Annotated in this window: 21 protein-coding genes; 8 read left to right on the top strand and 13 right to left on the bottom strand. The window is 39.7% G+C overall.

Going from position 1 to position 23,510, the window contains the following annotated elements:
* The first annotated feature begins 2 nt into the window (after positions 1-2).
* Together PR675_RS17675 and PR675_RS17670 are read left to right on the top strand one after the other, a co-directional pair.
* Positions 3-1,610, top strand: coding sequence for a 5-oxoprolinase/urea amidolyase family protein (locus PR675_RS17675; protein ID WP_060561100.1), 1,608 nt, complete (start codon positions 3-5; stop codon positions 1,608-1,610).
* On the top strand, positions 1,603-3,342 hold the full coding sequence (locus PR675_RS17670; RefSeq protein WP_060561181.1) for an acetyl/propionyl/methylcrotonyl-CoA carboxylase subunit alpha: 1,740 nt from the start codon (positions 1,603-1,605) through the stop codon (positions 3,340-3,342). The genes PR675_RS17675 and PR675_RS17670 overlap by 8 nt, the downstream gene beginning before the upstream one ends.
* A gap of 44 nt (positions 3,343-3,386) precedes the next feature.
* On the opposite strand, the gene PR675_RS17665 is transcribed toward PR675_RS17670, so the two are convergent.
* Positions 3,387-3,656, bottom strand: coding sequence for a hypothetical protein (locus tag PR675_RS17665; RefSeq protein WP_014656212.1), 270 nt, complete (start codon positions 3,654-3,656; stop codon positions 3,387-3,389).
* Positions 3,657-4,323: 667 nt separating this feature from the next.
* Positions 4,324-5,775 (bottom strand): class II fumarate hydratase, encoded by a 1,452-nt coding sequence (fumC, locus tag PR675_RS17660; protein ID WP_053110985.1) that lies wholly within the window; start codon positions 5,773-5,775, stop codon positions 4,324-4,326.
* A 693-nt stretch (positions 5,776-6,468) separates the two neighbouring features.
* Here fumC and PR675_RS17655 point away from each other — a divergent pair.
* Positions 6,469-7,011, top strand: coding sequence for a DUF924 family protein (locus PR675_RS17655; RefSeq protein WP_004920950.1), 543 nt, complete (start codon positions 6,469-6,471; stop codon positions 7,009-7,011).
* Between the two features lie 773 nt (positions 7,012-7,784).
* On the opposite strand, the gene PR675_RS17650 is transcribed toward PR675_RS17655, so the two are convergent.
* The 5 genes from PR675_RS17650 to PR675_RS17630 all read right to left on the bottom strand — a co-directional run bounded on the left by PR675_RS17650 (position 7,785) and on the right by PR675_RS17630 (position 14,431).
* A complete protein-coding gene (locus PR675_RS17650; protein ID WP_004920946.1) occupies positions 7,785-8,561 on the bottom strand; it encodes a dimethyl sulfoxide reductase anchor subunit family protein in 777 nt (258 codons plus the stop codon).
* A 1-nt stretch (position 8,562) separates the two neighbouring features.
* Complete coding sequence (locus PR675_RS17645) at positions 8,563-9,180, bottom strand: DMSO/selenate family reductase complex B subunit (RefSeq protein ID WP_014656207.1); 618 nt, start codon at positions 9,178-9,180, stop codon at positions 8,563-8,565.
* Between the two features lie 11 nt (positions 9,181-9,191).
* Complete coding sequence (locus tag PR675_RS17640) at positions 9,192-11,621, bottom strand: DMSO/selenate family reductase complex A subunit (protein ID WP_004920940.1); 2,430 nt, start codon at positions 11,619-11,621, stop codon at positions 9,192-9,194.
* A gap of 297 nt (positions 11,622-11,918) precedes the next feature.
* Entirely contained in the window at positions 11,919-13,184 is a 1,266-nt protein-coding gene (locus tag PR675_RS17635; RefSeq protein ID WP_014656205.1) for a mechanosensitive ion channel family protein, read from the bottom strand.
* Positions 13,185-13,855: 671 nt separating this feature from the next.
* The gene (locus tag PR675_RS17630; RefSeq protein WP_004920937.1) at positions 13,856-14,431 is read right to left on the bottom strand and encodes a DUF308 domain-containing protein; all 576 of its coding nucleotides are present in this window, start codon (positions 14,429-14,431) and stop codon (positions 13,856-13,858) included.
* A 321-nt stretch (positions 14,432-14,752) separates the two neighbouring features.
* Between PR675_RS17630 and PR675_RS17625 the strand changes: the two genes are divergently transcribed.
* The gene (locus PR675_RS17625) at positions 14,753-15,601 is read left to right on the top strand and encodes a D-amino-acid transaminase (protein WP_040133260.1); all 849 of its coding nucleotides are present in this window, start codon (positions 14,753-14,755) and stop codon (positions 15,599-15,601) included.
* A 9-nt stretch (positions 15,602-15,610) separates the two neighbouring features.
* Here PR675_RS17625 and PR675_RS17620 read toward each other — a convergent pair whose 3' ends face one another.
* The 3 genes from PR675_RS17620 to PR675_RS17610 all read right to left on the bottom strand — a co-directional run bounded on the left by PR675_RS17620 (position 15,611) and on the right by PR675_RS17610 (position 18,328).
* Positions 15,611-16,201 (bottom strand): cysteine hydrolase family protein, encoded by a 591-nt coding sequence (locus tag PR675_RS17620; RefSeq protein WP_004920932.1) that lies wholly within the window; start codon positions 16,199-16,201, stop codon positions 15,611-15,613.
* A 98-nt stretch (positions 16,202-16,299) separates the two neighbouring features.
* Positions 16,300-17,661 (bottom strand): sensor histidine kinase, encoded by a 1,362-nt coding sequence (locus PR675_RS17615; RefSeq protein WP_004920930.1) that lies wholly within the window; start codon positions 17,659-17,661, stop codon positions 16,300-16,302.
* Positions 17,651-18,328, bottom strand: coding sequence for a response regulator (locus PR675_RS17610; RefSeq protein ID WP_014656200.1), 678 nt, complete (start codon positions 18,326-18,328; stop codon positions 17,651-17,653). Before PR675_RS17610 ends, PR675_RS17615 begins: the two co-directional genes overlap by 11 nt.
* 175 nt (positions 18,329-18,503) lie before the next feature.
* On the opposite strand from PR675_RS17610, the gene PR675_RS17605 reads away from it, so the two are divergent.
* Both PR675_RS17605 and PR675_RS17600 read left to right on the top strand, forming a co-directional pair.
* Entirely contained in the window at positions 18,504-18,746 is a 243-nt protein-coding gene (locus tag PR675_RS17605) for a hypothetical protein (RefSeq protein ID WP_004920926.1), read from the top strand.
* Positions 18,747-18,768: 22 nt separating this feature from the next.
* On the top strand, positions 18,769-19,569 hold the full coding sequence (locus PR675_RS17600; RefSeq protein WP_004920924.1) for a MipA/OmpV family protein: 801 nt from the start codon (positions 18,769-18,771) through the stop codon (positions 19,567-19,569).
* A gap of 74 nt (positions 19,570-19,643) precedes the next feature.
* Here PR675_RS17600 and PR675_RS17595 read toward each other — a convergent pair whose 3' ends face one another.
* On the bottom strand, positions 19,644-19,904 hold the full coding sequence (locus tag PR675_RS17595) for a DinI-like family protein (RefSeq protein WP_272582845.1): 261 nt from the start codon (positions 19,902-19,904) through the stop codon (positions 19,644-19,646).
* A 214-nt stretch (positions 19,905-20,118) separates the two neighbouring features.
* On the opposite strand from PR675_RS17595, the gene PR675_RS17590 reads away from it, so the two are divergent.
* The gene (locus PR675_RS17590) at positions 20,119-20,694 is read left to right on the top strand and encodes a GNAT family N-acetyltransferase (protein ID WP_004920920.1); all 576 of its coding nucleotides are present in this window, start codon (positions 20,119-20,121) and stop codon (positions 20,692-20,694) included.
* A gap of 43 nt (positions 20,695-20,737) precedes the next feature.
* Here the strand turns inward: PR675_RS17590 and PR675_RS17585 are convergent, their stop codons facing one another.
* Both PR675_RS17585 and PR675_RS17580 read right to left on the bottom strand, forming a co-directional pair.
* Positions 20,738-21,148 carry a GNAT family N-acetyltransferase gene (locus PR675_RS17585; RefSeq protein WP_060561098.1) on the bottom strand — a complete coding sequence of 137 codons (411 nt, stop codon included), beginning with the start codon at positions 21,146-21,148 and terminating at the stop codon, positions 20,738-20,740.
* A 92-nt stretch (positions 21,149-21,240) separates the two neighbouring features.
* The gene (locus tag PR675_RS17580; RefSeq protein WP_014656196.1) at positions 21,241-21,918 is read right to left on the bottom strand and encodes a DUF1345 domain-containing protein; all 678 of its coding nucleotides are present in this window, start codon (positions 21,916-21,918) and stop codon (positions 21,241-21,243) included.
* A gap of 300 nt (positions 21,919-22,218) precedes the next feature.
* Here PR675_RS17580 and PR675_RS17575 point away from each other — a divergent pair, with 300 nt between their 5' ends.
* Positions 22,219-23,490: an MASE1 domain-containing protein gene (locus PR675_RS17575; protein ID WP_060561097.1), complete on the top strand. Its 1,272-nt coding sequence runs from the start codon at positions 22,219-22,221 to the stop codon at positions 23,488-23,490.
* Positions 23,491-23,510: the final 20 nt, after the last annotated feature.

Genomic DNA, 23,510 nt, shown 5'->3' with positions numbered 1-23,510 from the left:
TAATGCGATTTTTACCTGTCAATTTAAGCACTTTTATGATTGAGCTACAAAGTCTTGAAGAGACAATGGCTCTGACGGATGTGCTGCGTAACATGTCACGTCAGCTTGCGATTGAAGAAATTACACCAGCAGCAAGAACCGTTTTAGTTCGCTTTAATCCTGTTATTACGAATGCCAATATCATCATTGATGAAATTGAAAGGTTAGATATTTCGAAGGCGGATCTTAAATTAGGCCAGTTGGTGACTATCCCTGTTCACTATAACGGTGAAGATCTTGCTGATGTTGCTGAACACCTAGGGGTGTCAATTGATGAAGTAATAAGAAGACACACTAACAATGAATACCAAGTGGCTTTTTGTGGCTTTGCACCAGGGTTTGCTTATATGGTTGCAAAAAATGCCCAATTAAATGTACCACGTCGGCCATCACCACGGATCCGAATTCCGGCTGGCTCTGTTGCTTTAGCTGGCGAGTTCAGTAGCGTCTATCCTCAAGCAAGTCCAGGGGGATGGCAATTAATTGGCGTTACACCAACGGCTGTATGGGATTTACATCGCACAGAGCCTGCACTGTTAAAACCGGGGTATCGTGTCAATTTTGTTGATGCTGCGAAAACGGGGATCACCTATAGCCTACCTCAGCCAACAGTTGCGCATCATAAGGATAGCCAACGTAGTGATATCACTGTCCTTGCCACAGGATTACAAACGTTATTACAGGATATTGGGCGAATAGGGCAGGCTGCATTGGGAATTTCTGAATCCGGAGCTATGGATAAAGGCGCGCTACGAAGCGCAAATCGGTTGGTAGGAAATGCAATCCATGAAGCAGTGCTGGAAATTACCCAAGGGGGTTTTAAAGCACAGGCAAATAAACCGTTATTGGTAGCAGTCACAGGGGCATGTTGTGATATCGAAATTACGACAGCCGAAGGTGTTACCTATTGCGCACAGCAATATCAAGCGATTCATTTAGCCTCGGGGGATATTATTCGCTTAGGAACGGCAACAAAAGGCGTGCGTAGCTATTTTGCGATACGCGGTGGCATCCAAAGTACGCCTGTTCTTGGTAGCTGTTCTTTTGACACATTGGCACAGGTAGGGCCTGCACCATTAACGGTAGGGCAGACATTAGCGGTTAAATCACTTAAACAACCAACGGCTATTTCACTTGATGAACAACCTGCATTTAACTACCCAAGTACGAGTGATGTGGTGGTGCTAGATATCATTTTAGGGCCTCGAACTGATTGGTTTACTCCACAGGCGGTACAACGGTTAACGTCACAATTATGGCAGGTTACGGCAGCATCCAATCGTATCGGGTTACGCTTGGCGGGCGATGCGGCTATTGAGCGTGCAATACATCAAGAGTTACCCAGTGAGGGGACGTGTATTGGGGCAATTCAAATCCCTGCGAATGGACAACCGGTCTTATTTTTGAATGACCATCCGTTAACTGGAGGTTATCCGGTTATTGGTGCGGTATGTGAATATCACTTGGATTTAGCGGGGCAGCTACCCGTTAATGCCCAAATACAATTTAACCCAATCGGGGTATTTAAAGAATATGAAGGGAGTCGGGATACTTATGCCTACAATGAATAATCAAACTAAACATAAAGTATTGATCGCAAACCGTGGCGAAATAGCAGTTCGCATTATTCGTGCGTGTCGGGATATTGGCTTCGATTCAGTCGCGGTTTACGCGGATCCCGATATTAACGCATTGCATGTTCAGATGGCGGATGAAGCATATGGATTATCGGGAAGTACACCCGCCGAAAGCTATCTGGATATGGATAAATTACTTGAGGTAGCGAAAAAATCAGGGGCAACCATGGTTCACCCTGGTTATGGTTTTCTATCAGAACGTGCAGAGTTTGCTCGTGCGGTACAAGGGTTGGGCTTGATTTGGGTTGGCCCAGAACCTGAAACCATTGACATATTGGGTGATAAAGTCAAAGCTCGTCAAATTGCGATGCAGGTCGGCGCACCTTTAGTGGCAGGAACCAAAGAGCCTGTCAAAGAGGCCAAAGAAGTCGTTGAATTTGCCCATACCAATGGTTTGCCGATTGCGATTAAAGCGGCCTATGGCGGTGGCGGTCGAGGCTTAAAGGTAGCATGGCACATGGAAGAGGTAGAGGAGCTATATCACTCTGCAGTGCGAGAGGCGACAGCGGCTTTTGGGCGAGGCGAGTGTTTCCTAGAGCAGTTTTTACATAATCCTCGGCATATTGAAGCGCAAGTTATTGCGGATAAATTTGGCAACGTGGTTGTCGTGGGAACGCGTGATTGTTCTTTACAACGACGAAATCAAAAATTAGTGGAGGAGTCACCAGCGCCATTTTTATCAGAACAATTACAACAACAAGTGATTAAAGCGTCTGTCGATATTTGTAGTCACGCCAATTATGTGGGGGCGGGAACCGTCGAATTTTTGTTAAGCCAAGATGGCAAATTGTCATTTCTTGAGGTGAATACGCGTTTACAAGTTGAACACCCTATTACCGAAGAGACCGCAGGGATTGACTTAGTCATTGAGCAATTACAGATAGCACAAGGTTTACCATTAAGTATCCGCGAAACCCCTAAACCACGAGGGCATGCTTTTGAGTTTCGTATTAACGCAGAAGATGCAGGAAATGGTTTTTTACCCACACCGGGGGTTATCCTTAAATTTGATCCCCCATCCGGCCCGGGTATCCGTTTAGACAGTGGTGTTGTGGCAGAGGCGACTATCCCAAGTACGTTTGATTCTTTAATGGCAAAACTGATTGTCATTGGCAATACACGCGAACAAGCTATCCAGCGCGCTCGCCGTGCTTTAGGCGAATTTTCGATTGAAGGCGTGGCATCCGTACTGCCTTTCCATCGCGCGGTGATGGAGCATGCTGACTTTTGTGAAAGGTTTAATGTGCATACTCGCTGGATTGAAACTGAATTTTCTGTTGAGCTTGCACCAGCAAAACGGCAATTACCACAAAATAACCCACAAATAACGCGTACCTTTATTGAAATCGATGGGAAGCGCTGTGAGCTTGGTTTACCGACACAATGGTTAGCTGGGTTAGCGATGCCATCGACAGAGCAGGTTTCAATAACGAATCATCAAGCGGTCGCACAAGATCAGCAAGTGAATGCCCCTATTTCAGGCGTACTGTTTAGTTGGTTAGTTGAAGAAGGCGACACGGTTGCTCAAGGAGAGGTTATTGGTGTTATGGAAGCGATGAAAATGGAAGTACAGGTGATCGCTCACCGTGCCGGTACGCTGAAATATATTGTCAATAAGGGTGATTATATTGATGCAGATAGCGTAATTGCAGAAATAAATGACTAGTTCACTCTGGAGCAAGTGTTTACTTGCTCCCGTTTAAATAACCATTATCGCGAAATACGTTCAGGGAGTGCACGCAATGGTGGGTTAGGGGCGGGCACACTGTGCTTATCGTCTTTTTTGATTTCTTCGCTATCGCGATAGACTTCACCACACATAAAATAGAGGTTAGGGCGCTTTGATTCGAGATAAGATTTACGGGTGATACACTGATCTTGTGTAAAAATGGTCTCAGTCACAGGCAATGCATCACAGGCATCTGTGCCACAAGGACTTACCCATAATGCCCAGCCAATGAGTACCATATGTCCTGCCATTTCGAGCCGCTCCTCCAACGAGTATTGGGTTAATACCATGCCACAGTGTGGTGGCTGAATTGACTGTTGATGATCTAAATAATGCAATGACAATTGTTAACCCGATAAATGTTGATATAAACGAGCATTAATTGGGTTTACGCGGATCTTACCATTGCATTTATCAAATGTATGTAATTGCGTGAAAAATCATTTTAAATTGGCATTAAATAGCAAATCAATAAAATTATTGGAATGGCAACCGTAAAAAGGGGTAAATCGAACGTATTTTATTTTTAACAATTTGGTTCTACAGCGAATTAGCTAACGTGTATAGGTGTATCGGACGCGACAGCATAGTGAATAAAATGCTTGATCAAACTACCATAATACATATTGCTTCTATTATAGAACAGTGGTGTACATTGGACTAGACGTCAGCGAAGGGCGAATAGTGTAAAGGGCGGATTATTCCAAAATTACGCCATACAGTTGTATTTTTTTGTGGGTGAACTCAGCGAAAATAATAGGTTTAAGCCAAAATCCGGTTAAGCTAAATTTTAATGTCACTAGGTGGTAATATATCACTTATGCTATTCCCCCTGAAATATATAATAATGTTATTTCAAGGGGGTATCTTGTTTTGCTTACTGTGGTATTGCTATTTTAATCATCATAAAAAGATGGGTTAAGCACCCGATAAACCATTGCCAGTCATATCGATTGGATTCACATATTTATTAAAGTCTTCTTCACTTATTTTTCCTGAAGCGATAGCGGATTCTTTTAAAGTGATATTTTTGGCTATGGCATTTTCTGCAATATGCGCCGCATTTTGATAACCAATAATAGGTGACAAAGCGGTAACTAACATCACACTGTTATCGACATACTCAGTGATTTTAGTGGTATTTAATTGCGTACCTTCAACAGAAAACTCTCTAAATTTATGGCAACCATCAGCTAAAATACGAATTGAATGTAGCAAGTTATTGATAATAACAGGGCGCATCGCATTTAATTCAAAGTTACCTTGGCTGCCTGACATGGCGATTGCAGTATCATTGCCCATCACTTGAATACCTATCATCACAATTGCTTCGCATTGAGTTGGGTTAACCTTACCTGGCATGATTGAAGAGCCTGGTTCATTAGAAGGTAAAATTAACTCACTAAAGCCACAGCGAGGACCCGAAGCTAACCAGCGCATGTCGTTGGCGATCTTAATGAGTGCGACAGCTAATCCACGAATAGATGCGTGTGTGCGAACTAACGCATCCAGAGAGCCTTGCGCAGTAAATTTATTGGGTGCAGTAATAAAGGGTTTTTGAGTCAACTCAGCTATTTTATCGGCAACATCTTTTGAAAAACCGGCTGGTGCATTGAGACCTGTACCAACCGCGGTGCCACCAACCGCGAGCTTATAAAGATCTAATTTACTACGTTTAATATCTTCGAGAGCATCTCTGAGTTGACCTGCCCAACCATACCACTCTTGACCAACAGTTAAAGGCACGGCATCTTCCAGATGAGTACGGCCAATTTTCACTACATTCATCCAAGTGCTGGCTTTTTTCTCAATAACATCAATTAAACTTTCAATACTTGGGATTAATTGCTCATCAAGTGCAAAAATGGCAGCAATATGCATCGCGGTTGGGAAGGTATCATTAGATGACTGCCCCATATTGACATCATCATTTGGCCCTATGGGCGATTGACTTCCTAACGTTCCACCAAGCAATTGAATTGCACGATTGGAAATAACTTCATTCACATTCATATTCGATTGTGTGCCAGAGCCAGTCTGCCAAACATAAAGAGGATAATGCTCATCCAATTGACCATTAATAGTTTCATCCGCAGCGATAACAATCGCCTCTTTTTTCCACTCAGGAAGTCGGTTAGCAGCACAGTTAACTAACGCACAAGCTTTTTTGATATAACCATAAGCGTGATACACTTCTTTTGGCATTAAATCGTTGCCAATATTAAAATGCTGTAATGAACGCTGAGTTTGTGCTCCCCAATAACGGTCGGCAGGAACATTTATTTTCCCCATACTATCGAATTCTTCACGAAAACCTGTCTCATTAATACCGATTGGTAATGTCTTATTTAGACTGTATTTATTTTCCATTATAAATTCCTAAATGATGAGAGGATGTATATCTAGGGAATATTATTTAGGATATATATTTTTTGTTCAAATCATTTATAAAAAATAAATAAAAAATCAATTAATGATGATTTGATTTCGATTTCACTTGTAAATTAACAGAAATTAACTGTGAAAAAATTCTATGCAACAAAAATAAATATTAAAAAGAAAAATAAATAGAGGGAAAAGGAGAAATAAATTTATTTAATATTAAGTCAAATAGTTTAAATGGCAAAAGTAGACTTACTTATGTTCTCCTCAAAACATTGTCTAGATAACCCATATTGGTTGTATTAATAGTGAGAAGCGTATCAGTGAAGTAAAAATCATTGAGCGTGTAACAATGCCGCGATGAATACGTTATTCATAAGGGGGATAAACGGTGTCTAGTAACATTCCTTTAGTCTCAAGATTATTGGATTATTAATAATACCTATCAGAATAAGTTAACACATGGGATCTGATTATTTTTTATCAGATTTTTAATGGACTATCTATCCTTGATGATTAATTTATATGCACTATTACTCGCTGATTTTGGAAGCGCTTCGCAAAAATACAAAATATTTATCTGAAGATTGCAGTTTTAAGAAGTAGCTCATAACAATACTATAAGGTTTTATTTACGATAAAAAATAACTTATCACTAACAAATTTAGGCTTATAACGATTATGAATACCATGGAAAACGTTTTAACATTTTGGTTTGAGGAGTCAACCTCAAAACAGTGGTTTGAAAAAAATGAAAAGTTTGATGCTCTTATTATGCAGCGTTTCGGCGGAACACTAGAGCGTGCAGCAAAAGGAGAGTTAGCTTATTGGCGTATTTCTATTCGTGGGCGCTTAGCTGAGATTATCGTTTTAGATCAGTTCTCTCGCAATGTGTGGCGTGATACACCGAAAGCTTTTGCCCAAGACCAAATGGCACTGGTATTGGCTCAAGAAGCGATAAAACAAGCAGATTATAATTTGCTGCCACTATCTCAACGCAAATTTATTTTAATGCCGTTTATGCACTCTGAATCAAGCTTTATTCATCAGCAAGCGGTTGAGCTATTTCGTGGCTTAGGGGATGACAATACGCTAAATTATGAAATGCAACATAAGGCGATTATTGATCGTTTTGGTCGTTATCCACATCGAAACCAGATATTGGGGCGTCCTTCTACTAAAGAGGAAATTGCCTTTTTACAGCAACCAAATTCCGCTTTTTAGATAGTTTCTAAACGCTGGGGTAGCTAGGTTTGCCGTGAATGGAAACACTGCAAACCCCTGTTGACAAAATGAAGAAGATTTAGTGGTATCACTTATTGATTATTGTGAGAAAAAAGGCGAATGTATTGCTGCATTCTTTCGCTTTATTAAAAGATTTATTACTAAGGTTATTTTAAACAGGTGAAAAGGACCTCTCTAATGCCTTCTAATAACCATAATGCGTTGATATCATGTCTATCACTTTGTTTTGGTATAATTTGTTATTATCTTCAAGCTGTACAGCAGCTATTTTTTCCTTTTTATAGAGAAGGGGCAAATGCTTATCTGCTATTGCTAGCGTACTACAAATCAATGAGTTTATATTTACTCGGTTATTGGCTCTTTCTAATACCTGTATTTTACTTTTATCTCAAAAACAGTTTGAATCATTTTCACCGCTACTTATTGTACTTTTTGATCCCAGGCCTTTTTTCTATACTCCTTTGGTTCATAGAACTTCTACCACGCAGCCATCAAATAGAGGGTCTAATAATTGAAATTATAGTAGCGGATATCCTCTTCGCTTATATTATAGGGGGGACATTTATTATCGCGCTAGTTGCGGTAATGTGTGATTTTTTAATGCAGAAAATTGCCTTAAAATGGAATACTGTATTGAGAAGGTCGCAGTGATGCTGGTGGCTTTAATTATTACTTTTGTGTTTATACGCTAATTAAAAAAGAGCCTACATTCGCAGGCTCTTAACGTGATTATTAAATTGATACTCGTGGAACTACATGGTGATTTGCCATAAGTTATAAAAGGCAATACGTCCTGCAAGTTCAGCCAGTAAAACAGCACCCGCACATGTCGCTAATGTCGCTTTTGGTGCACGTTGTTTTAATGCCATACCGATAAATCCTGCCAAAGCAATAACTAAGACAACGACTTGGAAACCCCAGAAGCCAGTTTGCTCAGCGCTCAATGCTGGACCGGTTTCGGATAAGAACGCTTGATACCCCGCACGGCTAGCGAAAATAACCAACGCACCGATAAGGAAAGAGGCGATCCCTAATCCACGAGCGCCAATAGCTATTGCTAAAGCACCACCGCCAACTAACATGGTCATCCACATTTGCAGCGTAGTATAGCCCGTATTCCAGTTTGCGATTGAAGCAATGTTATAAACCTGTGGAATTGACCAAACAAACGCCACACCTGAAATAACCGCGGCAATATTCGCTAATTCACGTAGCAATGCTTGTTTATAAAAGAGTGTAAAAAACAAGGTTGCAGCGGCAAAAGTGACGAAGACACCACTTAAAAAGGCTTCGTTACTCATCGGTGAGCGACCAACACCTAGCAACATATTGAAAAAGCGCAGTGGTTGCCCCACATGTAGGCCACCAATACCTAACCCAATAATCATCACAACAAAGGCGAGGATATTGGCATTTTTCAGTTGCTTTTCATCAATTGAACCTATTTTTTTACTTAAATAAGCTAATAAAAATAGCCCAGCAGCAGACTGCCCCAACACGGTGAAAAAGACTAGTGGTAATTCATGCATTTTACACCTCCGCAGGGTTTTTTAGTTCACCACTTTTATCGCCAGAAGGTTTGGCATCTTTATGTGGTTTAATAACGATGTTTGGATTGGTAAGGCTAGGGTCTGGCATAGGCGCAATACCACACTCTGTACCGTGAAGCTCACGTAGGACATTGATATCATCAAAGTCCAATGCACGTTGTGGGCATGACTCAACGCAAACGGGTTTCATACCTTTAGCAACGCGCTCGTAGCAGCCATCACATTTGCTCATCAGTTTTTTCTTCTCGTCATATTGCGGCGCACCGTATGGGCAGCGTAATTCGCAGTAACGACAACCGACACAAACGGTTTGGTCAACAACGACAAGACCATCTTCGGCACGTTTGTGCATCGCCCCTGTTGGGCAACCTTCCACACAGGTTGGATTAGAGCAATGGTTACAAGAGATAGATAAATAGTAGCTATAGACATTTTGCTGCCAAATACCATCTTGTTTTTGCCAACTACCACCACCAAATTCGTATACACGGCGGAATTTAGGGCCTAAATCGAGATCTTTTTCGTCCTTACAACTGACTTGACACGTTTTACAGCCAGTACATTTTGTGGAGTCAAAATAAAAGCCATACTGTTTCATCAATTAACTCCTTAAGCGCGTTTCACTTCAACAAGATTAGTATGTTGTGGTGTTCCTTTCGCTAGTGGTGAAGGAACTTGTGAGGTGAGGGTATTGATACAGCCTCCTGTATCTAATCCTGCTTGATCCAAAGTGCGCCATGCGCCTTGTGGAACGGCAATAACCCCCGGTAATACGCGCTCAGTCACTTTAACTCTAATCTGAATGCGACCACGGTCGTTGAAAATTTCTGCAATATCACCATTGCTTAAACCACGCTCTTGCGCGTCGATTGGGTTAAGCCAGAATTGATGAGGGATCGCTTCACGTAACATTTCAACATTAAAATAGCTTGAATGGACGTGACCTTTGTCGTGGAAACCGGTCATTAACAGAGGGTAAGTCTGTTGATTACGTTGCTGCTCAACACCTTCTTTGTTTGCACAGTACTCAGGGATGGCAGGAATACGTTGGCCCTCAGGAAGCTCCCAGTTTTTAACGCGCTCTGCTAACTGCTCAGAATAGATTTCAATCTTACCTGATGGCGTTTTCAGTGGATTCGCAATCGGGTCATCACGGAAATCTTTTAGGGCAATGTGTTTTGACGTATCAGCAAATCGACGGTCAATAATGCCTGCACCATCTGTTTCACTAAATTCAGGTAGATGAGGCATAGTTTCACGGGTTTTATTGTAGCAATACTCAATCCACTCTTCATAAGTGCGACCTTCAGTAAACTGCTCTTTTACACCCATTTTTTCTGCAATTTCGGCCAATACATCATAGTTAGGGCGATTTTCCCACAATGGCTCGATAGCATTTTGTAAACGCACCAGATAATGATATGCGCCACTTGCGTAAGAGTTGTTGATCAGATCGTTGGTTTCAACAGGAGTAACATCTGGCAACAGTAAATCAGCGTATTTAGCCGATGGAGTATTATGATTATCCCAAACTAAGATAAATTCACATTTTGACTCGTCAGATAGAATTTCATGTGTTTTATTCAAGTCAGCGTGCTGGTTACCAATAACATTACTGGAGTAACACCACATGAACTTAATATCGTTGTTTAGCTTATCTGCACCTTTGATACCGCCATTTTCTGCGGTTAACTCTTTGCCGCGCACGATCGCTTCTGTCCACATAAAGGATGGCAGCGTTGCTTTGACAGGGTTTGGTAAACTAAATCCGGCAACAGGATAAGCAATGCTATTACCCCATAGGCCAGTGTTAGTACCTGGACGACCGATGTTGCCTGACATAATAGGCAGCATCATAATGGAACGGCAAGCTTGTTCGCCATTCTCAGTACGCTGTAGACCCCAACCTTGTGAAATCCAAGCATGATTTGCGTTACCAATTTCACGAGCCAGTTGAATGATCCGCGAAACAGAAATACCTGTTAGCTTACTTGCCCATTCAGGTGTTTTCGCAATGCCATCAGGGCCATTTCCTAAAATATAATCTTTGTAGGAGCCATTACGTGGCGCTGAAGCAGGGAGTGTGCTCTCATCCCAACCGACACAATAGTTTTTCAAAAACGCTTCATCAGTTAGGCCTTCTTGGATCATCACATAACCCAATGCAGCAACCAGCGCGGCATCCGTACCAGGATAGATTGGGATCCATTCTGCGCCTAGCGTCGTCACGCTGTCAGTGCGACGAGGGTCAATAATGATGACTTTAGCTTTACTTTTCTCAAGTGCGTTCAATGTTTCATAAAATTGACCGCCACCAGACATACGCGTTTCGGCAAGGTTATGACCAAACATCACGACTAAGTCAGAGTTTTGGATCTCAGATAGGAGCGATTCTTCAACGCTACCGTATACATACGGTGTGATTTCCATTAATTGAGCATAGGAATAGGTGCCGTAGTCACCGAGAAAACCACCGGTTAGGCTTAATAAACGTTTACAGGCCGCACGACCATGTAAATTCGCCCCTGTCGAACCCGTACCATACTGATAATAAATGGCATCACTACCATATTTATCAATAGTGTATTTTAGTTTTTCTGCAATGATAGTAGTCGCTTCATCCCAACTGATTTTCTTGAACTTACCTTCGCCACGTTTACCAACACGTACCATTGGGTATTTCAAACGATCTGGGTTATAGGTTTTCCAACGTACAGAGCGACCACGTAAACATGGACGAATTTGGTGTTCGCCCAAAGTTGAGTCGTCGTACATGGTTTCGTTAGAAATACGGCTGATAACACCATCTTTAACATGGACTTTGAGTGGACAACGGCTACCACAGTTAACTAAGCAAGCGCTGTAACTGATTTTCTCGTTGACTTCATCAGGCATGATCTCTGGTGTTTTTGCTTGAGCGGTAAAAGGAAGAGTGATTGAGCCTGCAACAGCAGCAGCGGTAGCAACCGTTGCAGAGGTTTGAATAAACTCCCTCCGACTCAGCTCTCCAAAATGAGTATTTTTATTTGTTTTATGCATTGACATTGCCTATATGTAAAGTTCGACATCACTTTCTTGTTTTATATGTTAAAAAAAGTCACTCATCAGCAACATGACCTACATCAACAATATCCCTGATAAATTAGAGGAAATTAATTATTATCACATTAATTTTTAAAGGATTTTTTCTATTATCTAGAGGGGATAGTCGCATTTAAATTATCTATCGTTATGTGACTACTTATATAGAGAGGTGAGAGAAATAGAGGAAAAGAGGGGTTTCCCCCTCTTAAAAACTACTACCTAAGTTGTAATACCATAAATTAACTTAATTAATCACTGTTGGGTATTAGATCCAGTAACTGTTTGACCGATAGCTCGCATATCTGTGCCTGTTGGTGACTGGTGAACGCGCAGTTCAAACTGTGGCAGAATGGAGAAAATATGGTCAAAGATATCAGATTGGATCCCTTCATACTCAACCCAAACAGTGGTATTGGTAAAGGCATAAATTTCAATAGGTAACCCATTTGAGTCAGATTCAAGCTGCCTTACCATAATTGTCATATTTTTATGGATTTTAGGATGTGCCTTCAAATAAGCTTCAACATAGGCACGGAAAGTACCAATATTGGTTAGCCTACGCTGGTTAAGTGGTGTCACTCTATCTTCGGGAATAGACGAGTTAAAGACTTTAATTTCAGAAATTTTATCACCAATGTAGGGCTCTAAAAGATTCGCCTTAACTAAAGAGTCAATCTGCTCTTGGTCAAGAAAATGGATACTCGTGGTATCTAGGCGAATACTACGTTTAATACGACGCCCCCCTGATTCAGTCATCCCTTTCCAGTTTTTGAATGAGTCTGAAATCAAGGCATAAGTTGGAATAGTTGTAACAGTGTTATCCCAGTTACGCACTTTAACGGTTGTTAAACCAATGTCGGTGACAGCACCATCGGCGCCATATTTAGGCATTTCAAGCCAATCGCCAATGTTAACCATATTGTTTGCAGAGAGTTGGATCCCTGCGACTAACCCCATGATTGGGTCTTTAAAGACCAACATCATGACCGCCGTCATTGCACCTAATCCACTGAGTAGGATCAGAGGGGATTTTCCGATTAGCAGTGCAATGATCATAATTGCAATGAGTACGGATGCGATAAGTTTTACGCTTTGGAAGATCCCACGTAACGGCAGGTGAGCTGTTTTTGCGGCGCGCTGTAATACGCTAAGCAAAATATCGAGAATAGAGAAAAACGTAAGTAACCCAAACAGTAAGCACCAAGCCTGTGAAGCAACACTTAATATCTGTTGTGCGGTAGAGCCTGAATGAAGCCATAGAACGGCTTGGATGTTGACGACAACACCTTGGATAACAAACGCAATGCGATTAAATAGATTAAACTGGGTTAATTGACGTTGCCAGCCACTGCCTTTTTTCTGACCACTTTTCTCTATCCGAGGAAGGATAATTTTGTGCAGAATAAAATGCAAAATTAAGGCGACAACAAGAATTAAGCCTAATACGATTAACAGTGAAGCAATTTCGGCATAATCTTGGTTGAACTGGCGTACCCAGTCTAGCAGTTGCTGCTGCATGTGTTCTCCTTCTTTATTGGCATCCATTGTGCTGAAAGATGCTTTAGTTCAATTTTCCACTTTATAGACAACTTATAGATAGTAACATAAATTTAACCAAAACTCACCCATAATAGCGAAACAATCTAAGATAGCCAAAAATATAAGCCGAAAATATGCGTTTAAAGCGAAATGTGAGCCTTAAATAAACCTATAGAGGCTTAATTAGCAGGTAATAAAAACGGCTGACTGTATTGACAAGATATGGCTCGTCAATAGGGGGCATATCTCATTTAGTTATTTATGATGATTAAGTAGAGGGAGAGGAATCGGTGAGATGGGGGCAACTGTGATTAACGCTATAGTTGGATAAAAAAACAGCCTTAATGAGTTAAGGCTGTATTGCAAAAAAATATGCACAGAACGCTAAAGATGAGGTAATAAAATATGCGCTGTCTTACATAAAACGTTTAGCAAGTAATTCAATAACTTCTTGAACATCACTAATAAATTCTTTAAGGGTATGCATGGGAACTCCAAATGTTAAAGTGTGATCTAGATCACTTGATGGCATTTTAACTATTGGAAAAGGAAAGTCAAGCTTGGATTAAATATTATTTTAATTTTTAAAAAATATTTGATAGCGAGTTTGTTAGGTAGGTAACAGGGGGGAACTCGCCATCAATCATGGGCTATTTATTGGTGCTTTTTAAGGCCCCAGCCAGTAGGAACAGGGTGAAAGAGCTAAAGAGCAATTCAATACCAATAAACAGGGTTAATAGGGTGATGGAAGTTTGAGCATTTCCGCTTAGTAGCATATAGGCGATGATAAAATCTAAAATACCAATCAAAATATTCATCATTCCGGCTGCTGAACTAAACAACTTAGTACCTGCGTAGATCCGAATGACCCCGCCGAAAATAAATAAAATAGCGACAAAAATGGCGAGAAATAACAAGCTTTGTAGTGGGTCTGAGAGGAACGCATAACCTAAAATAAGGTAGGCGATACCGACGATTAAACTGAATAAAATAGACATATTTGCGTAGAGTCGGTTGAAGAAAATATTCAAAATAACGGCTACGCCACTGACTAATAACACCACGCCAATGAAAGAACTGAATACGATCCCAGATACAAGCGGATTAGTAATACAGACAATCCCCCCAATGAGCAATAATAAGGCAACGAGATAAATAATCGTTCTATGACCTTTTAATTGTGACTCTGCAAGGTTTTTAAGTTGATCTGGATTGATATTAAGCATGATAAGGCTCTCCCTTATGTCAAATAAAGAGTAGTTGACGGGGTTGATTTGTATTAATTTTAAAAATATAGGGCATTAGCATTTAGTTCAATAGCTATTTCACAAAAATAACAACAATGACTATTGTTAATACTAGAGAATCAATCTAAAAGTGATGAATTTTGATCTCACATTAATATTCATCAATAAAAAACACTCAATTAATGAGTGTCTAAAATAGATTTTATTGCAACAATGACGTTTTTATTGTGTGGCATGGCTGTCGATCTCTATTTCATCACATAACTTGGTGTGTGCAATTTGAAAAGGAAAAGTAACGCTATGATGACTTATATCAATGGGCGGTTTATCCCAGAGGAGCAGGCCTCGATATCAATTTTTGACCGTGGGTTTTTATTTGCCGATGCTGTATATGAGGTAACAGCTGTCATTAACGGGAAGTTAATTGATTTTAAAAACCATATAGCAAGGTTAAAACGGTCATGTCATGAATTGGAATTAGCACTACCTTATACAGAGGATGTATTATTTGATATTCATCGGCAACTTATTGAAAAAAATAACCTCACTGAAGGCCTCATCTATTTACAATTAACACGTGGAAATGCGGGGCAACGTAATTTCTTATTTCCTGATAAAACGATCCCCCCAACATTGGTTCTTTTTGCTCAGCAGGCATCTATTATTGAGAACCCTCGTGTAAAAACAGGGATTAGAGTTGTGACATTTGAGGATATTCGTTGGCAGCGTTGTGATATTAAAACAGTTGCATTACTTGCAGCATGTTTAGCAAAAGAATATGCCCGCTCTCAGGGAGTTGAAGATGCCCTTTTTGTCAAAGATGGTTTTATAACAGAGGGCAGTTCCAGCAATTTTTTTATTATCACCGCTGAAAATAAAATTAAAACACGTAGCTTAAGCCATGAAATATTGCCCGGCATTACAAGGCAAGCCATTTTAACCCTTGCGCAAGAACAAAACTTAGCGGTTGAAGAAAGTGCATTTACCATTGAAGAGGCAATAACTGCTAAGGAAGCGTTTATTACTTCATCAACAACGCTTGTTTGGCCGGTGATTGAAATTGATGGGCAGAAAATTGCTGGGGGCAAGCCAGGGCAGTTAGCACTCCGGCTTCGCGATATTTATATCCAGAAAATGTTAGCACTATAAAAACAATAATCAGTAGGATGGTTTGACGTTTCCTTGCAAAAATTCGGAGAGTGAAGAAACGGTGGCCATTCCTTGTAATGCTTGCATACTTTGTTGATGCAACTCTAAGCTTGCTGCTGCACAAAGTTCATCAATGACGGTAACTTGATAACCAAGATCATGGGCTTGGCGAGCACTACTTTGAATTGCGAGTAGTGAACTCACTCCGCCAAAAATAACCTGTTTAATATGATTTTCTTGTAACCAATGTGCAAGTTGATTTCCAGTAAATGCACTAACGCCTTTTTTAATCATAATGAGGTCTCGGAGCTGTACATCAAGATCTTTAACCCAATGACAACCAGAACTACTTAATTTTAATGCGTTAAGCTGTTTTGCACGGTGAAACATCGGAGAGCCTGCTGGGATATCTTGATAATCATCAGCAAACCCAACCTTGACCCAAATAACAGGGATGTTGTGGCTACGTGCAAAAGCAGCCGCTTGATTAGCGTTCTCAACAACATGACGTTCTTGCGCTTGTAGGTAACTGGTATTTGATAATCCATTCTTACCTATAATATCTTCAATGAGATCGATAATAATTAATGCTTGAGACATGAGCCTTCCCTTTAACAAAATAAGTAAAAAGACTTATAGAATTAAATTATAGCCCAAAAAACGGTCTAAGCTCTATGATCTTAATGGCAAAATTATCATTAAGGTAAATCAATAATAAATCCAACACCTTTCTTATCTAACCCATCTGTCACTCGGATAGTCGCATCAATTTTTGTCGCAAGATTATGGACAATGGAAAGCCCAAGGCCACTTCCTGTTTCCATTGTTCCGGGTACACGATAAAAACGTGAAAAGATAAGTTGGCGACTTTCTTCAGGGATCCCTCGACCATTATCTTGCACGGTTATAGTGGCACCGAACGGACTTAAATCTCTAATGGTGATCTTAATTTTGCCTTTTTTGTCACTATATTTAATCGCGTTTTCCAGCAAGTTGGTAAAAATAGTGGTCAATGCAAGTTTATCGGTGGTAATAAAAACATTATCAGGACTTTGTAATTCAATATCGATATCTTGGCTGATCGCATGGGGAACATGTGATGAAGTGATATGGGAAATTAAAGTAGGTATATTAATTTGCTCTTTATTGACAGAAAAGTCTTCAGCTTCTAAGCGTGCTAAATCAATAAGTTGGTGAGACAATGAAGCTGCCCGATTTAAAGCGGCTTGCATATCTTTGACAATCTCCTCCCTCTCTTTGACATTGTCTATTTGCATCAATAAATGCAATTGTGCAATCACAGCAGCGATAGGGGTTCGGAGTTCATGGGCGGCATCTGCCATAAAACGTTTTTCGCGCTGGTTGGCGGCATCGACCCGCAACATGAGATTATTGATAGCAGTAATAATAGGGCGGATTTCTTTATATTGCTCTTTGACTTCAATTGGCGTCAAATTCCCCGGCTTACGGCTGGAGATTATAGTTGCAGCTTGTCTGAGTGGTCGCAAACTGAAATAAGCGGTGACAATAATAGCGATTAGCATGATACCTAATATAAATAATAAAGGTATTGCGGTGCCTTCTGCGGGGCTGCCAATTATTGATTTACGGTCAAAATAGGATTCACCAAGGATCACCTCAATGGTGTGCGCGTCATTCCATGACACAGTAAAGTGCCAATTTGGTTGCTGTGCTTGTAATTCATTGAACGTAATATTGTCAGTTATATTAATTTTATCGCTATTACGGTATAGCACTTCACCATGTTGATTACGGATCACAACAAAAGGCTTATAGGAGACTTCCAAGCCATTTTCCATCGCATCGGTATACATTTTTTGTAATGAGGTGGCGATACGATCAAAATATTCAGGATTATTGGTAACGGCGCCTAAAGTATCAGCAAAGCCTTTGGTAACAATTTGTTGTTGCCGGTTAAAATCATCATCAATGCTAGGTAAATAAAAAAATTGTAGCCAGCCAACGAGCAGCCCCCACAGTAAAACCACTGAGCTTATCTGTAAGAAAAAGGTGTAAATAAAAAAGGATTTAACTTTCACTTGGCTGAGCTTCTTTTTTAAGTAAATAACCAATGCCGCGGATAGTGATAATGCGATCTTTACCTATCTTGCGTCGTAAGTTGTGAATATGTACCTCAAGCGAATTACTTTCTATTTTATCATCGAAACCAAATAGGCGCTGTTCAAGATCGGCCTTGCGAACTACATTATCGGCATTTTTCACTAATTCATATAAAAGTTGATACTCTTTGCCTGATAGTAGCAAAAGCTGATCATTTAAGAGCACTTGGTGATTGATTGGATTTAATTGCAGATTATCCAATTGCCAAATTTCCGATGAAAAACCTGCCATACGGCGGCTGACCGCTTTTACACGAGAAATTAACTCTGGCATGGCAAATGGCTTGGTTAAAAAGTCATCGGCACCAGAATCTAGACTGGTTACTAAATTATCCATCTGATTACGTGCGGTCAAAATAATAATCGGTATTGATTGGCCTGAGCGGCGCCATGCGATTAATTCCTCATTACCATCACCATCAGGCAATCCTAAGTCTAGGAGCATGAGATCAAAATTACGGGAATTGAGTTGTTGTTTAGCATCCGAAAGTAACCGTACCCAAAGTGGATTAAAACCTGCAAGTTCTAAGCCACGGCAGAGTGCTTTGCCTAATTGGAGATCATCTTCGACTAATAGAATATTCATTTTATCACCTCTCTGGCGAGCAGTATAAGCAGGCAACATTTTTCCGACAATATAATCAAGGTCAATTCAACGTGAGATTTAATAAAGCCTTAAGGTTTGTTTAACCCATTTTTAAGGTATGAATGAGCAATAAGATTATTATTTTAACGTCTTTGCAGTTATAGGAATAACTAAAATGAAATTACAACTTATTGAGAGCACAGCTTTCGTTACGGTTATTTTTATCTCAATGATTTTAATAGGGAAAAATTTTAATTTGCCGAAGGAAAGGTTATTTCCAGCGGTTTCAATAAACGAAATTCATGCTTGTACAAAAATAAAAAGTTGCATTGCAAATGAGAAAATCACTAAAGAAGTAAAGAATGGTACTAATCCGATGAAGGAAATCAAAACGTTTATTAGGCAGAAAATTTATTAATAAATAAGATAGGAAACTTCTAATGAAACAATTGTGTTCAGCGGTAACCTTGGTTGCGGCATTATTACCCTATAGTGCTGTCATGGCAGGGGAAACTATGCTGATATTAGGAGCTGGTGGCTCAGTAATGCCCGCTTATGAGGGATCCAATAAATACCTATTTTCACCGACAGTTGATATTAACTATGGCTATATATCCGATGATTATGGTGTATTTAGTATTGGATTAGAAGGGGCGGAATGGGCAATTGGTTTAACAGATAACTTCACGTTTTCTAGCCGAATTGGCTATGATGCCGGACGAGATGAAAAAATAGGGATTTTGGGCAATAAAAATGAAGATCTCAAAGGGATGGGCGATTTAGATGGTTCAATGACCGTAGGAGCCACAGTCAACTACTCAATCAATAACTACCAGCTTTATGTTTCAGCAGACATGGCAACCAAAGATCGCCACTATGGGGGGCGAAATATTGGTAGAACAGTGAACGTTGAAATCGGTGGTATTGGTAATTACCAAATAAATAGCAAGTGGGATATTGAATATACGTTAGCGACGGTCTGGGGAAATAAAGCTTATAATCAAGCTTATTTTGGCGTATCAAAACAGCAGGCAAGTCGCTCACGCTTTAATGAATATGACGCGGGAAGTGGCTTTAAAGATATTCACGGTGGTGCCATATTAAATTATAACCTAAATGAAGACACCGCGCTTTATACTGGCGTTGGTGCTTATTACCTAGTTGGAGATGCTGCGAAAAGCACGCTTACTGAGCAGCGTTTAGGATGGGTTGGTTTAGCTGGAATAAAATACACTTTTTAAAACGTATTATTTTAGATAGTGGCAAAGGAATGCTGAGCTAATTTAGCCAGACATTCCTTTAATTGACCACATGCCTAATCCATTGAATTTTGTTCAGGGATCCAGCCATCGTCCAGCCAAATTTCCTCTAATATCTCTTCAATACGAGCCTTATCTTGCGCAAGTTTGGTGCCTGAAATATTAATTCGCTGGCTAGAGCTAAAAGAAACCCGCGTTATCATGTCTGGATATTGTGGGCTAAGTTTACGAGTAATTTCAGTTTCAAGTGCTTGCAAGATAATATCACTAGGTTTTTGTGGTGCATTTTTATCAAATAAAATCTCAATGCGTAACATAATCGCCTCTACCTAACACTGTATTCATATACAGTATTTTTAGATTGAGAGAGGGATAAAGTCAATATCAGAATGATAATATTTTTTAAAAGACCAAAGGATTGTTATCCTGAAGAGGTAATTATCTATTTTTATCTATGAAAAACAAATGATTATATTAGCTTCTTACCCCAAGAGAAAGTGAAAATCAGTTGCCGAGTAATAGATAATAGGTATGCTAACAGGGTTTGTTTGTAAAATAATGGATTTTAGTTTAATGCTGACCGTCACGAGATTAACAGAGAAAGATTCGATAGAAATAGAAAAGGTCAATGGCCTCTACGATTTGTCATTCCCAGCTTATGAAAAAAGAAGTTATCAAGGACGACAAAGTATACTTAAACATAAAGATTATTATTTGTACTCTTTTTCTGATGAAGGTGTTTTTATTGGTTTTGTAGGAAGTTGGAAAATTGGTGATTATTTTTATATTGAACACCTTGCTATATCGCCTAATTTACGGGGAAAGGGATACGGTCAAAAAGTGCTAAGCAGCTTCTGTGAACAAGTGAGTCGGGTTATTCTGGAAATCGACCCTGTTATCGATGAAATTAGTGAGAAAAGGCTGCGTTTTTACCACCATTGCGGCTTTAAGCAAAATGAATATCAACATGCCCATCCAAGCTATCATCCTGAATATGCACCACATCAATTGGAAATTTTAAGTTATCCAACGAAGATAAATCCGCAAACCTATCAGCAATTTAATGAAAAATTGACAAATGTAGTGATGCACGCTTCTTTGTTATAAGGTTTTAAATTAAACATTATGTTTGCTCAGTGGTAGAAGGTGTTCATCGGCAAAAATAGATCAATTCAGGATCGCCTTCGTCAAGGTTCTCTATTATTCCACTCGGAATAAACTGAGCATTCGCGAGTAATCTTTGCATGGAAACATTTGATTGATTGGTTGAGGTGAATAGCTTTGGAGTCACACAAGTTAATTTAAGCTGTTCTATTAACTGTGAGCCTATGCCTTGTCGCCGAAATTCGCTATCAACCATCAACATTTCAATAAATCCACATCCAAAAAAGCGGTAATGTAAAACGCCATAGGCAATAATTTGGCTCTGGCGTTCGATGAGATAGCAATTCTTCTCATTAATCCATTGCTGAATATTTTGGGCTCGTTCAGCGGTCGCTACGCTATCAATGTGTTTCAGTGCTTCGATATCTTGTGGTGTGGCGAGTCGAAAATAATCCAATCATTGTTCCTTTTTAATAATTATCATGCCGCTGTCTTTGTGCTATTAGCGTGTAACTGATTCAGACGGCGTGAAAATAAGCCTCATTAACGTTAGAAAAAACTTGCCGAGATATTGATACATAACCCTAAGATTGCCATGTTAAAAATAAAAGAAATAACGGACTGTAGCAATACCGCACGACGCATAGGAGTTGAGGCAACTTCAACATCCGCTGTTTGTGACGCGACGGCAATAGTAAAAGAGAAATACATAAAATCGGAATAACTCGGCTCAAGCAATTTATCAGGAAACCGCAACCATGGCTGTTGTTTATCTGAATTACTGTAATACAAATGTGCATAGTGCATGGTAAAGCCGGTAGGAAGCAGTAACCACGAAGAAATCAGTGTTGAAGCCGTTAGTGCATAAGAAACAAATTTATCATCTTGCGAAAAATCGCCATGGCCCCCTAACGCAAAAAATAACACCAATAAACTGACACAACAGCCCGCGACGAGAAAAAATATAACCATACGCGCACTTTCATCCTCAACTCTGGTTATTTTGCGTATATCTTTGACTTTATGATTAATAATTCGAGCAAAGAGAAAAAGTAAATAGATCCAAGCAAAGGCGTTCCAACTTAGGATCAAACACATCATAGTGCCTTGATATGGCAACAGAGCGAAAAAGGTAGTCAATGCAACAAGCAAAGAGATAATAAAGCGAGGCCGTGAACGAAATGCATGACGGAGAATATGTGTAATATGAGCAGGGTAACGTAACATCGACTAAACCTTCAACAGAATAGAAAAATAATATTCACTATATCAAATAGTTGTATATTTGTTCTAAGTAAATTTCACTATGATGGAAACCTTTGCACGATAGGTGCGTTGTCGCGGCGCAGTTTTTGCGATATTTCGTTATTAAGTGAGGTATGATTAAGATACTATCGAACATAATAAATCAGTGTAATTACTATACCTGAGGCTCTAATTTTGCTATTTTTTGCCAGCGAAAAGGGGATTTGTTCTTTTTTTATTGAGAAACACCAGAGATAACTTTTACTGAGCCTGAGATAATATATGAAAACATCTCTGTTATCACAGAAAATGCCATTCGTTGCCATAATAGGCTGGCTGTTGCTTTATTATGTGACAGGTGAGATTTCAGAAATTCTCACGCCACCTAACGCTGAAATTTCCGTTGTCTGGTTTCCTGCCGGAGTAGCAACGACGGCATTTCTATGTATGCATAAACGCCAATGGCCAATATTGTTATTTGGCTTCATTGTGTTAAATCTTTTTTTAGATGGCTTTGATAGTGAAGCTATTCTAATTTCAGTTCTTTACTCTATTTTAGGGGTACTTTCCTGCATTGTTATTGCTTGGATTGTACGCAAATATGCCCATCAAGATGATGATTTGCATATTATCTTACTATGGCTATTTACCATCATCATTGTCAGTTTGTTAGATGCGGTATTGTTTTCGGTCAGCATGTATTGGTTGGATCATACTTCGATTAAAAATATCTTTTGGGATGGATTTATTGCTGATATTACAGGGAATATATTTGCTACAACAGTGATTATGGGGTTAATAAATACCCGATTTAAAACGATAACTAATTTGCGGATGCATTTAATTTGGGGCGTCGTCGTTCTTGGCTTACTGATTATGAGTACTATCTTGATATTTAATGATAGTGCAATACAACTGTATAACGCCTATTTCCACCATCAACGTAATCTTATTCGGCTATCTTTGCTGTGTATTCCTGTTTTATTTGCCGTTATTTTATCCTTGCTCTGGGGGAACCGTGGGGGGTCATTAGCATTATTAGTACTTGCCACTATCACTATCTATTATACCAGTAATCGACAAGGGCCTTTTTATCTTCACGGCTTGTTTCGTCATGAGTCTCTTTGGCTTATTCAAGGTTATTTGACAGTAATATCGCTATTAATGGTATTTTTGCGCGTTGTGACGCGTAGCACTCAACGGATCGATGAAAATCAAGGCATCTATACTCGACAGCATCTTGTTTATCAATTGAATTTAAGCGATGGAACGATTGAATGGGGAAACTCAAATAACGGTATTCCTGATACAGATATTACTGCATGTTCCAATATTAAGCAGCTTATCGAGGCCATTCATCCTGAGGATCAGGAAAAACTTAATCAGCATTGGTATTCACAGCAGCATCATGCTGTTCTTCCCACAATACTATTTCGTTTCGCGGATAGCGATGGCCACTGGTGGACGATAGAAGATCGTGGCAGTGTATTTTTTGGTAGCAGCGATCCCATGATGGTTGTTGGTAATTGGTTTATTTCAAGTGAAGTTTCTTGAAATTGAGGTCATAACAAGGG

Source organism: Providencia sp. PROV261 (assembly GCF_028477945.1).
Lineage (GTDB): Bacteria > Pseudomonadota > Gammaproteobacteria > Enterobacterales > Enterobacteriaceae > Providencia > Providencia stuartii.
The sequence above is the reverse complement of the archived record's forward strand: the minus strand, read 5'-3'. Positions and strand labels throughout refer to the sequence as shown.

Bases quoted from the DNA above. Each gene is read 5' to 3' on its own strand.
- PR675_RS17675 (WP_060561100.1), top strand. From the start codon at position 3: ATGCGATTTTTACCTGTCAATTTAAGCACTTTTATGATTGAGCTACAA.
- PR675_RS17670 (WP_060561181.1), top strand. From the start codon at position 1,603: ATGAATAATCAAACTAAACATAAAGTATTGATCGCAAACCGTGGCGAA.
- PR675_RS17665 (WP_014656212.1), bottom strand. From the start codon at position 3,656: ATGGCAGGACATATGGTACTCATTGGCTGGGCATTATGGGTAAGTCCT.
- fumC (WP_053110985.1), bottom strand. From the start codon at position 5,775: ATGGAAAATAAATACAGTCTAAATAAGACATTACCAATCGGTATTAAT.
- PR675_RS17655 (WP_004920950.1), top strand. From the start codon at position 6,469: ATGAATACCATGGAAAACGTTTTAACATTTTGGTTTGAGGAGTCAACC.
- PR675_RS17650 (WP_004920946.1), bottom strand. From the start codon at position 8,561: ATGCATGAATTACCACTAGTCTTTTTCACCGTGTTGGGGCAGTCTGCT.
- PR675_RS17645 (WP_014656207.1), bottom strand. From the start codon at position 9,180: ATGAAACAGTATGGCTTTTATTTTGACTCCACAAAATGTACTGGCTGT.
- PR675_RS17640 (WP_004920940.1), bottom strand. From the start codon at position 11,621: ATGCATAAAACAAATAAAAATACTCATTTTGGAGAGCTGAGTCGGAGG.
- PR675_RS17635 (WP_014656205.1), bottom strand. From the start codon at position 13,184: ATGCAGCAGCAACTGCTAGACTGGGTACGCCAGTTCAACCAAGATTAT.
- PR675_RS17630 (WP_004920937.1), bottom strand. From the start codon at position 14,431: ATGCTTAATATCAATCCAGATCAACTTAAAAACCTTGCAGAGTCACAA.
- PR675_RS17625 (WP_040133260.1), top strand. From the start codon at position 14,753: ATGATGACTTATATCAATGGGCGGTTTATCCCAGAGGAGCAGGCCTCG.
- PR675_RS17620 (WP_004920932.1), bottom strand. From the start codon at position 16,201: ATGTCTCAAGCATTAATTATTATCGATCTCATTGAAGATATTATAGGT.
- PR675_RS17610 (WP_014656200.1), bottom strand. From the start codon at position 18,328: ATGAATATTCTATTAGTCGAAGATGATCTCCAATTAGGCAAAGCACTC.
- PR675_RS17605 (WP_004920926.1), top strand. From the start codon at position 18,504: ATGAAATTACAACTTATTGAGAGCACAGCTTTCGTTACGGTTATTTTT.
- PR675_RS17600 (WP_004920924.1), top strand. From the start codon at position 18,769: ATGAAACAATTGTGTTCAGCGGTAACCTTGGTTGCGGCATTATTACCC.
- PR675_RS17595 (WP_272582845.1), bottom strand. From the start codon at position 19,904: ATGTTACGCATTGAGATTTTATTTGATAAAAATGCACCACAAAAACCT.
- PR675_RS17590 (WP_004920920.1), top strand. From the start codon at position 20,119: ATGCTAACAGGGTTTGTTTGTAAAATAATGGATTTTAGTTTAATGCTG.
- PR675_RS17580 (WP_014656196.1), bottom strand. From the start codon at position 21,918: ATGTTACGTTACCCTGCTCATATTACACATATTCTCCGTCATGCATTT.
- PR675_RS17575 (WP_060561097.1), top strand. From the start codon at position 22,219: ATGAAAACATCTCTGTTATCACAGAAAATGCCATTCGTTGCCATAATA.